The 15,324-nt window shown below is 35.9% G+C and carries 14 protein-coding genes; 8 read left to right on the top strand and 6 right to left on the bottom strand.

What is annotated here, in order from left to right; genetic code table 11:
• Window positions 1–416 (bottom strand): PASTA domain-containing protein (locus tag ACK4HO_RS12165; RefSeq protein ID WP_409666174.1); only part of this gene is annotated, 416 nt, incomplete at its 3' end.
• Between the two features lie 290 nt (window positions 417–706).
• On the opposite strand from ACK4HO_RS12165, the gene ACK4HO_RS12160 reads away from it, so the two are divergent.
• Both ACK4HO_RS12160 and coaD read left to right on the top strand, forming a co-directional pair.
• On the top strand, window positions 707–1,681 hold the full coding sequence (locus ACK4HO_RS12160) for a D-alanine--D-alanine ligase (RefSeq protein ID WP_409666172.1): 975 nt from the start codon (window positions 707–709) through the stop codon (window positions 1,679–1,681).
• A gap of 132 nt (window positions 1,682–1,813) precedes the next feature.
• A complete protein-coding gene (gene coaD / locus ACK4HO_RS12155; protein ID WP_409666169.1) occupies window positions 1,814–2,281 on the top strand; it encodes a pantetheine-phosphate adenylyltransferase in 468 nt (155 codons plus the stop codon).
• Window positions 2,282–2,936: 655 nt separating this feature from the next.
• On the opposite strand, the gene ACK4HO_RS12150 is transcribed toward coaD, so the two are convergent.
• Window positions 2,937–3,779 (bottom strand): toxin-antitoxin system YwqK family antitoxin, encoded by an 843-nt coding sequence (locus tag ACK4HO_RS12150; RefSeq protein WP_409666167.1) that lies wholly within the window; start codon window positions 3,777–3,779, stop codon window positions 2,937–2,939.
• 240 nt (window positions 3,780–4,019) lie between these two features.
• Between ACK4HO_RS12150 and ACK4HO_RS12145 the strand changes: the two genes are divergently transcribed.
• On the top strand, window positions 4,020–4,568 hold the full coding sequence (locus tag ACK4HO_RS12145) for a hypothetical protein (RefSeq protein ID WP_409666165.1): 549 nt from the start codon (window positions 4,020–4,022) through the stop codon (window positions 4,566–4,568).
• A gap of 60 nt (window positions 4,569–4,628) precedes the next feature.
• On the opposite strand, the gene ACK4HO_RS12140 is transcribed toward ACK4HO_RS12145, so the two are convergent.
• Window positions 4,629–5,972, bottom strand: coding sequence for a DEAD/DEAH box helicase (locus ACK4HO_RS12140; RefSeq protein ID WP_409666163.1), 1,344 nt, complete (start codon window positions 5,970–5,972; stop codon window positions 4,629–4,631).
• A gap of 152 nt (window positions 5,973–6,124) precedes the next feature.
• Complete coding sequence (locus tag ACK4HO_RS12135) at window positions 6,125–6,727, bottom strand: NUDIX hydrolase (RefSeq protein ID WP_409666161.1); 603 nt, start codon at window positions 6,725–6,727, stop codon at window positions 6,125–6,127.
• 7 nt (window positions 6,728–6,734) lie between these two features.
• Here ACK4HO_RS12135 and pyrE point away from each other — a divergent pair, with 7 nt between their 5' ends.
• Both pyrE and ACK4HO_RS12125 read left to right on the top strand, forming a co-directional pair.
• The gene (gene pyrE, locus ACK4HO_RS12130; protein WP_409666159.1) at window positions 6,735–7,376 is read left to right on the top strand and encodes an orotate phosphoribosyltransferase; all 642 of its coding nucleotides are present in this window, start codon (window positions 6,735–6,737) and stop codon (window positions 7,374–7,376) included.
• Window positions 7,377–7,477: 101 nt separating this feature from the next.
• Window positions 7,478–7,870, top strand: a complete 393-nt coding sequence (locus tag ACK4HO_RS12125; RefSeq protein WP_409666157.1) for an SRPBCC family protein — start codon at window positions 7,478–7,480, stop codon at window positions 7,868–7,870.
• A gap of 159 nt (window positions 7,871–8,029) precedes the next feature.
• On the opposite strand, the gene ACK4HO_RS12120 is transcribed toward ACK4HO_RS12125, so the two are convergent.
• On the bottom strand, window positions 8,030–9,955 hold the full coding sequence (locus ACK4HO_RS12120) for an LTA synthase family protein (protein WP_409666156.1): 1,926 nt from the start codon (window positions 9,953–9,955) through the stop codon (window positions 8,030–8,032).
• Window positions 9,956–10,072: 117 nt separating this feature from the next.
• Between ACK4HO_RS12120 and ACK4HO_RS12115 the strand changes: the two genes are divergently transcribed.
• The 3 genes from ACK4HO_RS12115 to ACK4HO_RS12105 all read left to right on the top strand — a co-directional run bounded on the left by ACK4HO_RS12115 (window position 10,073) and on the right by ACK4HO_RS12105 (window position 13,565).
• A complete protein-coding gene (locus ACK4HO_RS12115; RefSeq protein WP_409666154.1) occupies window positions 10,073–11,845 on the top strand; it encodes an AMP-dependent synthetase/ligase in 1,773 nt (590 codons plus the stop codon).
• Window positions 11,846–11,988: 143 nt separating this feature from the next.
• Entirely contained in the window at window positions 11,989–13,047 is a 1,059-nt protein-coding gene (locus tag ACK4HO_RS12110; protein ID WP_409666152.1) for a proline iminopeptidase-family hydrolase, read from the top strand.
• A 122-nt stretch (window positions 13,048–13,169) separates the two neighbouring features.
• A complete protein-coding gene (locus ACK4HO_RS12105; protein WP_409666150.1) occupies window positions 13,170–13,565 on the top strand; it encodes a hypothetical protein in 396 nt (131 codons plus the stop codon).
• A 113-nt stretch (window positions 13,566–13,678) separates the two neighbouring features.
• On the opposite strand, the gene ACK4HO_RS12100 is transcribed toward ACK4HO_RS12105, so the two are convergent.
• On the bottom strand, window positions 13,679–15,324 hold a 1,646-nt coding region (locus ACK4HO_RS12100; protein WP_409666148.1), incomplete at its 5' end, for a T9SS type A sorting domain-containing protein.

The raw sequence follows: 15,324 nt of genomic DNA, 5'->3' as shown, positions 1-15,324 counted from the left end.
CCTTCTAACAATCCAACAGCTGTAAGTGTTGGAACTGCTTGGCGATACGTTTTTTCAATTAAATCGGGAACGACAACCATGGTGTATTTAGAAGCATTGATTTTGATATAAATCTTTCTGCCTTCTTTAACCTTTGCTCCTGCTTTTGGCTCTTGCTCTACTATGGTCAGCTTTGGAAATTCGGGTTTAAAATCGACCGTATCTAAAATAATATAATCTAAATCAAGGGCATCCAACTTCTCTTCCGCTTGTTCGACAGACAGTTTACCCAAATCGGGAACGGTGATTTCCTGACCGTGATTGGTAGTGTAAGTAATCCAGTGGAAAAACAAATAAGCGATAATTGCAAAAATGGCCATGGCGGCAATCATTTGGGCAAAGAAAACCCGACTGGTTAAATATTTGCGTAAACTCATAGAGAAATTTTATTTGAGCAAAGATATAAAAAAGATACGCTTCGCTATTAGATTTTTAGATACGCCTTTCAGGCGTTTAGAAACGCTTCGCTGTTAGATAATTAGACACGCCTTTCAGGCGTTTAGAAGCGCTTCGCTGTTAGATAGTTAGAAATGCAATAATCTAAAAATCCAACAATCTAAAGGCAAAGCCGTGTCTAACAATCTAAAAATCTAAAGGCAAAGCCGTATCTAAGAAAAAAAATGATAATTTTGTTATAACTAAAACACCAACCTAACTCCATCTACTAATGAAAAAAGTAGCCATCATTATGGGCGGATATTCAAGCGAATATCAAATATCACTTATCAGCGGCAATGTGGTTTATCAATTTTTAGACCAAAATAAATACCAAGGCTATCGCATTCATATTTTTAAAGAAAAATGGGTTTATGTTGATGATAATGATAACGAATATCCCATTGACAGAAATGATTTTTCCACTACAGTAAACGGTGAAAAAATCAACTTCGATGTTGTATTTAATGCCATTCACGGAACTCCGGGCGAAGATGGATTAATGCAGGCTTACTTCGAACTGTTAGGTATTCCACAAAATTCTTGTGATTATTACCAAGCGGCTTTAACATTCAACAAGCGTGATTTATTGTCGGTTTTGAAACCCTACGGAATTAAAACAGCGACTTCCTGTTACTTAAATCTTGGTGATGAAATTAATGTCGATGCCATTCTAAAAACGGTTGGTTTGCCTTGTTTTGTGAAGCCTAACAAATCAGGGTCGAGTTTTGGGATTTCTAAAGTGAAGTCGAAGGAAGAATTTCTGCCGGCCATTGAAACCGCTTATAAAGAAGACAACGAAATCATCATCGAAAGTTTCTTAGACGGCACAGAGGTTTCAGTGGGTGTCATTAATTATAAAGGAACAGTAACCGTTTTACCAATCACCGAAATCGTTTCTGAGAATGATTTCTTTGATTATGAAGCCAAATATTTAGGGAAATCCCAAGAAATCACTCCGGCCAGAATTTCACCTGAAATGACCGAAAAGGTTTCGGCTGTGGCCAAAAAAGCCTACGAAGTTTTGAAAATGAGTGGCTTTTCAAGAAGCGAATTCATCATCGTAAACGGCGAACCGCATATGTTAGAAATGAATACCATACCGGGATTAACCACCGAAAGTTTGATTCCGCAACAAGCCAAAGAAGCAGGTATTTCGTTGACGGATTTGTTTACGAATGCATTGGAATTGGCGTTAAATAAATAAAGTTCAAGGTTCAAGGTTCAAAGTTCAAGGTTCAAGGTTTAAGGTTTAAGTTTGTTTAACTTTGAACCCGAAACCCGGAACCCGAAACTCGAAACCCGAAACCCGAAACCCGAAACTAATAACAACACAAACATGAAAAGAAAAGCAGTTTTCCCCGGTTCATTTGACCCCATCACTTTAGGGCATTATGATATTATCAAAAGAGGTGTTTCTCTTTTCGATGAAGTGATTGTAGCCATTGGTGTGAATGCCGATAAAAAATACATGTTCTCTTTAGAAGAACGCAAAAAGTTTATCGAAGAATCATTTAAAGACAATCCCAAAGTTTCGGTGATTACTTACGAAGGCTTAACGATTGATTTGTGCCGAAAACTCGACGCCCAGTTCATCTTACGCGGTTTGAGAAATCCGGCCGACTTTGAGTTCGAAAAAGCCATTGCGCATACCAATAGAAAGCTATCGCAAATAGAAACCGTCTTTTTGCTTACCGCTTCGAAAACTTCTTATATCAGTTCGAGTATTGTGCGCGATGTGATTAGAAATGGTGGCGATTATACAGTGTTGGTACCGGAAAGTGTAGTGGTTAAGAAGGAGAAGTAACCGCAGATTACTATTTTTGGCAGTTTCTTTAGAGAAGTTCAAGGCTTACAGTTGTTGCAAACTGCTGTTAGCTTCTACCCTGTTTTATTTTGCGTTTTTTAAAAAGTAATATTGCAAAAAATGTTTGTCCTATAAAAAACATTATTATTACTGTATAAAGTATTCTATTAATAAAATCAATCATTTCTAAAATGTCAGTTGAATTTTTTGAGGCTATTTGTCGAATTGGAAAATTAAAGCGAGCCCAAAGAACGATTGGAATTGTCATTATAAAATGAACAATAAACAACTTCATATTAATTTGGCTTTCCCTTTTCAATATTTTCCAATAAATAAATGTGATTATCGAAATTAAAATTAAAACAATTATTTCGAGATAGCTTGTATTAGGAATAACTGATTTCCAGCCAGTCAAACTTTGAATCGTAAATCCGGATTCGAACGGAATCGACAAAATGAGCAACGAAAAAAAAGCGATAAAAGGAATGTAGTTTTTTCGGTTCATAAAGTGTTGCGTTGTTAGGGTTGCTGCCAACGTTCCGGCGCTTGGCGAGGTTGCGAACTTCGGAACCGATTATTTTCTGTTAAAGATAAAATTTCTTGCGAAATGTAAACGTGAATTTACCACAAAATTCGCAATTGTGCCAAACGTGTGTTAGCCGTTGTATTTATACTCTTTTAGTGGAATTAGTTTATTCTTTTTCCACGTTTCTATTTTGTCAATTCTTCCATCTTCTCTGTAAAAATAGTGTTTTTCAATTGGTTTGTCATTTTTAAATTTACCTTCATATTTTACATTTCCATTTTCAAAATATTCTCTGTAAATGTCATTTTTGTAATTATTAATTAGAGTTTTTTCAATTTTTATAAAGCCGTTTTGATAATACTCTTTATAATATTCAGTTTCAATATCATTTTCTTCTTCGACAATTCTATTTTCTATTTTCAAATCTCCATTTTCATAAAATTCTTTATGAAGTGTCGTTTTATAATTTCGAGTTTTTTTGAAATTATATTCTATGTTTTCGGTTTCTTGAATAATTCCAAGTTCATTGTAATATTGAGAAGATTTAAGTTTGTTTTCAAAGTAAAACTCTTGAGTTTCTATAATTCCATTCTCATAATAATCATAAAAGTTTCCTTGTCGTAAACCGCAGTGAAAATTTGAAACGCTTTTCAATTTTCCATTTTCGTAATATGTTTTAAGTTTTCCGTGTCTTGTTCCCAAAGTTAAGCTATCAGTTTTTTGGCCAACTCCGCAACCAACAACATAAATTTTGGTTCTGTTAGTTTCATACTTACAATCTTTGTAAAACCCTTCTGCTTTTACATTTCCATTTTCGTAATATTCTCTGTAAATACTATCAAGTACATTGTTTTGTGCGTATCCTTCAAATTTTAGATTTCCGTTTTCATATTTTTCAATTACCTTTTCTTGCGAATATATTTCACAATAATTAAGTAAAATTAGTAATATGAATATTTTCGGAAACTTCATTTTTTGCAGATTTTTGGTAATATAACGGCTAACGTTCCGATAACTATGATCAAAAACCACAATCATCAAACCTAAGGATTAGTATTTCATTCAAATCTAACTATTTTCCCACAATAAACAATTGCATTCAAAAAATATTTCTCTTCCAAAACTGTGTCAAAAATTATCTAAAAAATAAGTTGACACCAAAAGTGTGGCAAAATTTTTGGTGAGTAAAAATTGACACCAAAAAAAACAATTATGAAAAATGAAGTCACCATTAGTGAATTATTAGGCTTAAGTCAAATGGAAATATCGATATTACTTAAAATCAATCGCAGCCAATGGTCTATGTACGAATCGAGAAAAAGAGGTTTGCCGGTTGATGCAACGCTGCTTTTGAGTGAAATGCTGCGACATGTGCAAAATGAAAACGATAAAGAATTGAAAAAGCAAGAGCTTTCAACCCAACAAGAAGCTAAAAAGAAAGAAACACTCGAGAAATTACTCAATGAAAATGATTACCAACAGCAGACTATTGAAAGAAAAATTGAAAAAATTGAAAAAAACCGAGCCTTTGTGGTCGCAAGATTTCAATTACTGGATTTTTTGAACAATCATACCAATAAAAATGAAAAGCATCCCGAACTACTGCAAAGAATGAAAGACAAAGCCGAAGATAAAGCAGGGCAAAACGATATGGCCACTTTGATTACCAATCAAATCAAACAAGAAGTGCTAAAATACGAAGCGGAAATATTGAAGAATGCGTTAGAAGATTTGGATAAGGAAAGTTTATCTGCAAACTGAGGCTGAGGCTGAGACTGAGACTGAGTCTGAGACTGAGGCTGAGACTGAGACTGAGAATGACTACTCTTCTTTCTTAACAACCTTGCGTGCGACTTCAATCTTAAACTTCTTCCCTTTCATTTTTTCGTCGCGAATGTTTTGAAGCAAATCTTTGACTTTATTAAATTTGACTGCGGCAAACGAGATAAAATCCTTGACTTCTATCAATCCCAAATCTCCTTTTTCCAATTTTCCTTTTTGGGAAAAGAAACCTACGATGTCAATTTTGTTCAACTTATTTTTCTTCCCACCGCTAATGTATATCGTTTGGAATTCGGGTGGTTTTGGTAAAGTGGTGGCGTTGTCGACTTTTAAAGTAGTCATACCATAATCGATATAATCTAGCTTTTTTTCGCTTTCGTGTATGATTAAATAAGCCGTTCCGGAAGCCAACATACGAGCGGTTCTTCCGTTTCTATGGGTGAATTCGTCTTCTTTGGAAGGCAAATGGTAATGAATGACGTGTTTCATTTCGGGGATATCTAAACCTCGTGCGGCCAAATCAGTCGTAACCAAATAACTCACACTACCATTCCTAAATTGGATTAAAGCGCGTTCTCTTTCATCTTGGTCCATACCACCGTGATAATACGTGGCGTAAATTCCTTTTTCGTTTAAAGTATCGCTTATGCGTTCGGCTGCATCTCGGTGATTGCAAAAAATTAATGCCGATTGCGATTTCAGAGAACAAATCAAATTGAACAAACTGCCCATCTTGTCTTTCTCTTTAGAAACCACCATTTTCATAGAAAGATTGACTTTCTCTTCTTCGGAAGGAATAAAATCTAATACGGTTGGATGAACTACTTGAGTATATCGTGGAATCTCAATACCCGAAGTCGCCGAAACCAATACGCGTTTGTTTAATTTAGGTAACCGACTAATGATAAAAGACATTTGCTCATGAAAACCGAGTTGTAATGATTTATCAAATTCGTCTAAAATTAAAGTCTGAATTCTATCCACTTTAAATGTTCCTCTGTCAATATGATCGGCTATTCTACCCGGAGTTCCAATTAAAACCGCTGGTGGATTCGATAAATTTTTGATTTCGGTTTCGATGGAATGACCACCGTAACACACATTGACTTTATAAGTCGTGCCCATTTTTTTCCAAACTTGCTCAATCTGTAATCCCAATTCTCTCGAAGGCACTAAAATCAAGCATTGAACGCCTGCTGTATATTCGTCTAACAATTCAAATATTGGTAATAAAAAAGCCAATGTTTTACCCGAACCGGTTGGCGAAAGCAACAAAACATTGCGGTCGTTTAAAATAGTTTCTTGGGCGGAAAGTTGCATTTCATTTAAGCTGTCGATGCCTAAATTTAGAAGGATATTGTTGGAATGATGGTGATTTGTCATGCGGCAAAGATAGGGAATTAGTTGGCAGTGGTCAGTGTTCAGTGTTCAGTTAAAAGTGCTTACTGATTACTAAATACTTTTTAATAGCTTTCTTTTCAAATAGAGGGAAACGTATAGCATTCAGCCAAAAACTGAATACTGAACACTGAACACTATTTCAAAAGCTTCTCTTCTTCAAACAACAATTTAATATTCTCATACGAATTCTTAAGTGCTTCTTTGATTTGCTCGGGATTGAGCCACGCTACTTTTTCGATACCTTCGTTTTCTTGAGGTTGAGGCGTTCCTTCGAAGTTGGTTCTCATTTCAAACCAATGGGTGATTTTTAGTTTGTATTTACCGTTGCGTTTGAAAACGTGGTAAGTTTTTTGGAGTTTGTGTCTAACAACTAAATTATTGACTCCGGTCTCTTCTTCTACTTCTCGGGTTGCGGTGTCTTCTATTTCTTCTCCTTTTTCGATGCCGCCTTTGGGTAAATCCCATTTTCCGTTTCTGAAAATGAACAAAACGGCTCCGTCTTTGTTGTAAACCAATCCGCCGCCGGCTTTGCAAACGGGAATTTTTTCCTTCACTTTTTTCAGTATCGCCTTTTCATCAGGATAATACAAATAAGCTTTCTGAATTTTGTTTTGGAACATTTTGATGATGACTTGCTCAATATCAACACTTTCCAACAAAAACAACTGAAAATCGGTTTCTTTGGCGACTTCGTTGGTTAAAAAAAGTGGTTTATCGTTGACAAAAACTTTATACATTTGTACTATGATTTTTAATAAAGACACAGCCGAAAAAACAGCCGAATTGCTTTTACAAATAAATGCAATTAAATTGAATCCTAAAAATCCTTTTACATGGGCTTCAGGATGGCACTCTCCAATTTACTGCGACAACCGATTAATCCTATCGTTCCCGCCGATAAGAAATTTTGTGCGCGAAGAATTTTCCAAGCATATTGAGAAAGAATTTGGTAAACCCGACGTCATTGCCGGAGTAGCAACCGGAGCCATAGGCATCGGAATGCTCGTGGCTGAATACATGGGATTGCCTTTTGTATACGTTCGTCCGGAACCTAAAAAACACGGAAGACAAAACCAAGTGGAAGGCTTTTTACAAAAAGGCCAAAACGTGGTAGTCGTGGAAGATTTAATCAGTACCGGAAACAGCAGTTTGTTAGCTGTAGAAGCTTTAAAAGAAGCCGGTGCACACGTAAAAGGTATGGTAGCCATTTTTACTTATGGTTTCGATGTAGCCCAAGAAAATTTTAAAAATGCCAACGTTACGTTAAATACCCTAGCCGATTACGAACATTTATTACATTTGGCCGTTGCCAAAAATTATATCACCGAAAAAGAATTGTCCACTTTACAAGAATGGCGTAAAAGTCCATCGACTTGGAATGTATAAATTAGATAATATACTAATAGACGGATAGATAATAGAAAGCTTGGTATATTGGTCTATCATCTCTCATCTATTTGTCTTTTATCACTAAAAAAATAAAAAACATGAACTTAGAAAGCCCAAAAGTAACGGTACCAAAATCAGCCGAATATTTATACAACGCGTTATCCGATGTGAAAAACTTCGAGAAATTAATGCCCGAAAACATTGCTAAGTTTGAAGTATTGGGTGACGATATTTTCAATTTTGGTCTAAAAGGCATGCCCGAAATCAAATTGCGATTAAAAGAAGGTGTACCGCATTCTAAAGTGAATCTTGCCGCAGCCAGCGATAAATTACCGTTTACTTTAACGGCTAATCTCGACAGTGTTTCTGAAAGTTCCACAGGCGTTCAGTTACAATTTGAAGGCGATTTCAATCCAATGATGGCGATGATGATTAAAGGCCCAATTTCAAAGTTTATTGAGACTTTGGCGGAGAATATGCACAAGTTGTAAATTACGAATTATGAATTACGAATTACAAAAAAAAGCGACTTTTCAGTCGCTTTTTTTTGTATTCTGTCATTTCGACGAAGGAGAAATCACATTGTCTTAGTTATTGTGATTAAGTTTAGGTGATTTCTCCTTCGTCGAAATGACAATTGTTGCGAAAAATCATTTCACTGTTGTTAATCGTTTATCCACTACTCTTTCCATGTAGTCTTGTATAAACGCTTTACATCTTAACTCAATCGCATCCATCTCCGCATTTCGCTGACCAATTAGGTTCTTTTTCATGCCTTTGTCGTTTTTATCATAGAAACCAACGGCTTTCTTTCCGTCAAATGTGCAGATGTAATTTCCACTCATAAATTGGTACACATTGGCACCATATTTCACTACAAATGGTGGAATCTTCTTTTCGTTAATCAAACTTCTGCCCCAACTTCTGAATGGTTTTTTATAACCAATCATGTCTAATAATGTCGGATAAATATCTATCTGTTGTGCCCAATCTTTGTTTTCACCAACGTATTTTTTATTGGGTGTAAAGAATAAAATCGGTACTGTATGTTTGTTGAATTCTTTTCTATATTCATCGTATGCAATGGTATTCCCATGATCGGCTACCAAAACGAAAATAGTGTTGTCATACCACGATTGTTTTTTGGCTTCGGCAAAGAAACGCTTCAAAGCATAATCGGTATAGCCAATACACTCGTTGATATTCACTTTTCCTTTGGGAAACTTGCCTTCGTATTTTTCCGGAACTTTATAAGGTTCGTGAGAGGAAACCGAGAACATCGTTGCCATAAATGGTTGTTTTTTTTGTGTCAAAGTCTTGTTGAAATATTGAAAGAAAGGTTCATCCCAAATACCCCAAACACCGTCAAAATCGGCATCATTATTATATTCGTTTTTGCCGTAATAATGGTTATACCCTAAAATATTACCAAAACCTAAAAATCCCATCGAACCATTGGGCGCTCCGTGAAAAAAGGAAGTGTCATAGCCTTCAGATTCCAGTGTAGAAACCAATGATTCAATCTTTTGTTTCGGATAAGGTGAGGAAGTAAAAGCATCTTTAAACGAAGGAACACCGGCAATAATTGAAGAAACACCATGAATGGATTTCCACCCATTGGCATAAGCGTTACTAAAAATCAAACTGTGTTGCGCCAAAGAATCTACAAATGGTGTATAACCTTCATAATCGGGAATCTTAGTGCCTTTATTGAAAGCGCCGCTATATTCACGTCCGAAACTTTCAAGAATAAAGATGACTATATTCGGTTTGGTCGACGGGTTGTTTTTGTACTGCTTTATTGGCACCAATAAACTGTCAACTTGTGCTTTGGGTAGCAAATTGACTTTTTTAAACGTATTGGTATTCCAGGTTCTGATAATGGCAAACGGCGTATTCAAAACCACATCGGCTTGACCCGCATTTTTCACATATCGACTCGCATCTAAAAGATTAATCGGTCGGGTGCTTTTCTTAAAATCGCCTCTGATTCCGCCAATACATAACGTTGCAATTAAAAGGAAACTGGCTATCGAAGCGGCAAAATATTTAATTGTTGGTTTCTCGGTTACGTGTTTTACTTTAGTCTTTTTGTACAACAAAATCCAGATATAAGCCAAAGCAAAAAAGAGTAAAAATACATGCCAATAATTCAGCATAAAATTAAACAGCAAAGCCGTTTTATTACTCTCATTTTCTAAGGAATCTAACGAAGCTCTGGTGCTTCTGCTAAAAGTAAATCGATAGTAAATAAAGTCAACGAAATTAGCCGCATACATCAATAAATTGGTTACAAAATACAGATAAAACAATACTTTCTGATAAGCCTTTTTAGTATTAACAATGACCGGAAAAACGGACACTATAATAAACAAAGCATTGGTATACAAAATCGTAGTCGTGTCAAACGCCAAACCATGATAACAAAGCTTGAGGAAGTCGATTACGCTATTTACCTCAATCAAACTTTGATTGTAAACGTAAAACAAAACTCGGGCAATAAAATAAAAGAGATAAGCCAGTAATAATCTAATGGCCATTACTTTGTATTCGGCTATTCTTGGGAATTTTTTCATGCAGTAAAAAGTTCAAACGATGCAAAACTACAGAATTCAATAGTATGATTGCTATATTTTAAATTATTATTGTGTTTCATTACAATAATCCTTAATTTGCATTAAATTAATGACCAAATGACTAAAATAACCCGACTTTTTGATTTTGCTTACTACCAACTCGAAAAGAACAATATGCCCCATTGTCTCGTAACCAAATACGATGGCCAATGGGTTTCAACTTCTACGCAGGAATATGTCGATAAAGCCAATACTGTTTCCAGAGCTTTGTTGAGATTGAACATTCAAAAAAATGACAAAATAGCCATCATCTCTTCGAGCAACAGAACCGAATGGAATATTATGGATGTAGGTGTTTTGCAAATTGGTGCCCAAACCGTGCCGATTTACCCAACGATTTCAGCGGAAGATTATGCTTATATATTAAACCACTCAGAATCAAAGTACTGTTTTGTTTCAGATGAAGTGGTTTATCAAAAATTAATATCAGTTAGAAACGAAATTCCATTGCTACAAGAAATCTATTCGTTTAACGAAATTGAAGGTTGTAAAAACTGGAAAACGTTATTAGAACTTGGAGAAGACCAAAGCAATCAAGACGTAGTAGAAGACCGAAAAAACAACGTAAAACCGGAAGAATTAGCGACAATAATCTACACCTCAGGAACGACAGGCAAACCCAAAGGCGTTATGTTATCGCATAATAATATCGTCTCAAATGTACTCGACAGTTCACCGCGAATTCCATTTGATGAAGGAACAAGTGTCGCTTTGAGTTTTCTTCCGATTTGTCACATTTTTGAACGGGTAATTTTATACATCTATCAATATTATTCCGTTTCCATTTACTTCGCAGAATCGATTGAAAAGCTTTCGGATAACATTAAAGAAGTGAAACCAACGGTGTTTTCAGTGGTGCCAAGATTACTCGAAAAAGTATACGATAAAATTATTGCCAAAGGAGAAGATTTAACCGGAGTTAAAAAGAAATTATTCTTTTGGGCCATTGATTTAGGTTTGCGTTACGAACCTTATGGCGCCAATGGTTGGTGGTATGAATTCCAATTAAAAATAGCGCGCAAATTAATTTTCAGCAAATGGCAAGAAGGTTTGGGTGGTAACTTAAACGTAATGGTTTCAGGTAGTGCCGCATTGCAACACCGTTTAATCAGAATATTTGCTGCAGCCGGAATGCCGGTTATGGAAGGTTACGGATTAACAGAAACTTCTCCTGTAATTTCGGTTAACGACCAACGAAATGGCGGTTTTAAAGTCGGAACAGTTGGTCGTGTAATTAATAATGTAGAAGTCAAAATCGCTGCCGACGGAGAAATCCTTTGCAAAGGACCGAATGTGATGATGGGCTACTACAAAGACCAAAAATTGACCGATGAAGTGATTATCGACGGCTATTTCCACACCGGTGATATTGGTGAAGTGGATGCGAATGGTTTCTTAAGAATCACCGACCGTAAAAAAGAAATGTTCAAAACCTCAGGCGGAAAATACATTGCGCCACAGTTGATTGAAAATGCGATGAAACAATCGTTATTCATCGAGCAAATTATGGTGATTGGTGATGGCGAAAAAATGCCTGCAGCGTTTATCCAACCTAGCTTCGACTTTATTCAGGAATGGGCCAAAAGAAAAAATTTAAACATTGGCACAACCCATGCGGAAATCGCTTCAAATCCTGATGTCATTGCCCGTATCGAAAAAGAAGTAGAAACCATCAATGAAAAATTTGGCAATTGGGAAAAAATCAAACGCTTTGAATTAACACCCGATGTTTGGTCAATTGACGGCGGACACCTTACTCCTACGCTTAAATTAAAGCGCAAAATTGTGATGGAAAAATATAGAGACTTGTATCAAAAAATATACAATTAAACCGCATAGAAGCATACAAAAAAGAGTTTTACAAATCAATTCTTAACTCATTATCTATCCGAAAGCGAAGTGCCTGAATACCTTTTATAAAAACTATATTTCTATGTGGTTTAAAACTTTATAACTAACTTAAATTCTCAACAATGAAGATAAAATCATTACTCAGCGCATTGTTAACTATTGTTTTATTTTCTGGATGCAAGGAAAGCAAACCGGTAGATACTGTAAAAGAAAATTACCTCGATTTCTCTAAAAGAGACGACCAATTTACCGGTGGTATCAAAATGATTCCTATCTCTACGCCTATTGGTGAATTCAAGGTTTGGACCAAAAGAGTCGGTAACAATCCGAAGATAAAAGTACTATTGCTTCATGGCGGTCCGGGCGGAACACATGAGTTTTTTGAGAGCTTTGACGGCTATTTTCCACAGGAAAGTATTGAATATATTTATTATGATCAGTTAGGCTCTTACTACAGCGACCAACCCAACGATAACCGACTTTGGACCACCGAACGCTTTGTGGAAGAAGTGGAACAAGTACGTAAAGCTTTGAAACTGGACAACACCAACTTCTATTTATTAGGACAATCTTGGGGCGGAATCTTAGCAATGGAATATGCTTTGAAATACCAGAAAAACTTAAAAGGTCTCATCATTTCCAATATGATGGCGAGTGCTCCGGCTTATAATAAATATGCCGAAGAAGTCCTCGGGCCGCAATTAGATCCTAAAGTATTCACTCAGATAAAAGAATTCGAAAAAAACAAAGACTACAGCAATCCTAAATACATGGAGTTGTTGCTGAATCATTATTACACCGAACACATCCTAAGATTTCCTGTTGCCCAATGGCCAGAGTCTATAAACAGAGCCTTTAAACATTTGAATCCCAGTGTGTATGTTTATATGCAAGGTCCGAGTGAGTTTGGCATTACCGGTGACGCTACTTTAAAAGATTGGGACATCACAGCTAAATTAAAAACATTGACAGTTCCGACTTTAGCCATTGGAGCGAAATACGACACTATGGACCCAAAACACATGGAATGGATTGCCAATGAAGTCCAAAACGGACGATTTTTATATTGTCCGAACGGCAGTCATTGCTCACAATATGATGACCAAGAACATTATTTTCCGGGTGTGATTCAGTTTTTAAAAGACGTTGACAATGGAACATTTAAGAAAACTAAAAGTTAACAAATTCAGGAAAATGTTATTAACAATACGCTTTGTTAAATAGTTGATAATTAAACAACTGTTAAATTATTACATTCTCAATATATTAATATTTTTATTGTATTAACCAATAACTTTTAATTATGAATGTAAAAAATTTTATTGTCGGAGGTATCGTTGGCGGTATTGCCGATTTTCTGATGGGTTGGCTACTTTACGGAATGCTTTTAAAAGATTACTTTCCCAAGCCGGAAGGTTCCGGAGCGGAAAACATCACCTTTATCTTCTTAGGTTGTATGTGCTTTGGTTTTATGTTGTCTTTCATTTTTAACCAAGGTGAAGGAATCAGCAAATGCGTTCCCGGAATTAAATTAGCTGCAGGGATTGCTTTCTTTATGTCGCTTTCTATGAATTTCTTTTACAGTATGTACAGTGAAACAATCAACTGGCAAATGGTTGCAGTAGATGTTTTGGTTTCTATGGTAATTGCCTCAGTAGTCGGTGCTGTAATTGCAGTAGTTAACGGAAAAATGAAATAAAATTAAGTGTTAATTTTCATAGTGTGAAAACGCCCGGGATTTATTTCTCGGGCGTTTTTTAAATAAAAAAAGCTGTCCTTTCAGACAGCTTTTAATAATTTAAGAATGTTTAATTATTGACCTATAACCACTGATTTTGTATCAACAGTAGCGTCACCAATAAATTTAAAGAAGTAAACTCCTGATTTCATTCCTTGGGCATTGAAATCTACCAGGTATTTTTTTCCGGCGATAACATTACCTTTAAATACTTCGCTCAACATCTGACCGTTAACGTTGTATAAAATAATACTAACATTAGAATCATAGTTTAAAACAAATTCTACAGTAGCATTGTCTCTAATCGGATTTGGATACACTTTGTAAGAAACCAATTCTTTTGGCGAAACAAACTCTTCACTAGTAGCTTTTCCGGTACATCCAAGGAATTCCATATCAGCTCCTGCTTCGTAATTACCATTAATAGAAACTAAAGTATTATAGACATCAGTCATGTTGTATTTCGAATTGCCATTACCTAAAATAGTGTTAGCAATAGTCAATACTTGACTAACTTTCATTCCTTCAAAAGTTCCTGAAGTAATAAACAAATCTTCAAGTGAAACATCTGTTGAAGCAAAATCGGCATTTTTACCGAAGGCCACATTCAATCTTGTTGTTAACACTTGAGCCGCTAATCCATTATCATAAGCACTACTTGAAGGATTTAAAATAGTTCCTTGGCTTAATGCTCTTGGTGCTGAATTAGAAGGTAGGAAATCGCGAATAGCTTCTGCAGAAGTAAATTTCAAATATCTTGTACCTGATCCTATTACAATTCCATTCGGGAACGAAGTTGCAAAATTAGTAGTCAAATAACAAGTTGAATTATTTCCTTCACAAGTCGCTTCGTATCCATTTTGAGCTATTGTTCTAAAACCTTTACAATAACCAAATAATAAGGTTACGTTACCGGTAATTGTACATCCATTAGCATCAGTAACTGTTACCATATACCAACCTACTTGCAAACTTGCGGTTTGCGTAGTTTGAATTGGATTAGAATCCCAGCTATAAGTATATGGAGCCGTTCCACCGGTTACAGTTGCTGTAGCTGTTCCAAATCCACCGCTTGTAGTAATTGGTGTTTGTGACATGGTGATTGCCAAAGCCGTAGTCGGTTGCGTTACTGTGGCACTTACGTTTGCAGTACATCCGTTAGCACTTGTGATTACTCCAGTATAAGTTCCAGCTAATAAATTGTTTAGCGTAAAACTTGTACTTCCATTAGACCATAAAATAGTATAAGGTGCAGTTCCACCGGTTACTGTAGCGGTTACACTTCCATTAGTTCCTGCAAAACAAGATACATTGGTTTGTGTAGTTGAAGCTACTAAAGCAGTAGACTGAGTAACAGTTGCTGATACGTTTGCAGTACATCCGTTAGCACTTGTAATCACTGCTGTATAAGTTCCGGCTAATAAATTATTTAGCGTAAAACTTGTACTTCCATTAGACCATAAAATAGTATAAGGTGCAGTTCCACCAGTTACTGTAGCGGTTACACTTCCATTAGTTCCTGCAAAACAAGATACATTGGTTTGTGTAGTTGAAGCTACTAAAGCAGTAGATTGAGTTACGGTTGCTGATACAGTTGCGGTACATCCGTTAGCACTTGTAATCACTGCTGTATAAGTTCCGGCTAACAAATTGTTTAGCGTAAAACTTGTACTTCCATTAGACCATAAAATAGTATAAGGTGCAGTTCCACCAGTTACGG

Origin of the sequence: Flavobacterium sp., assembly GCF_046296355.1 — a bacterium.
GTDB lineage: Bacteria > Bacteroidota > Bacteroidia > Flavobacteriales > Flavobacteriaceae > Flavobacterium.
This window is presented reverse-complemented; position numbering and strand designations above follow the sequence as displayed.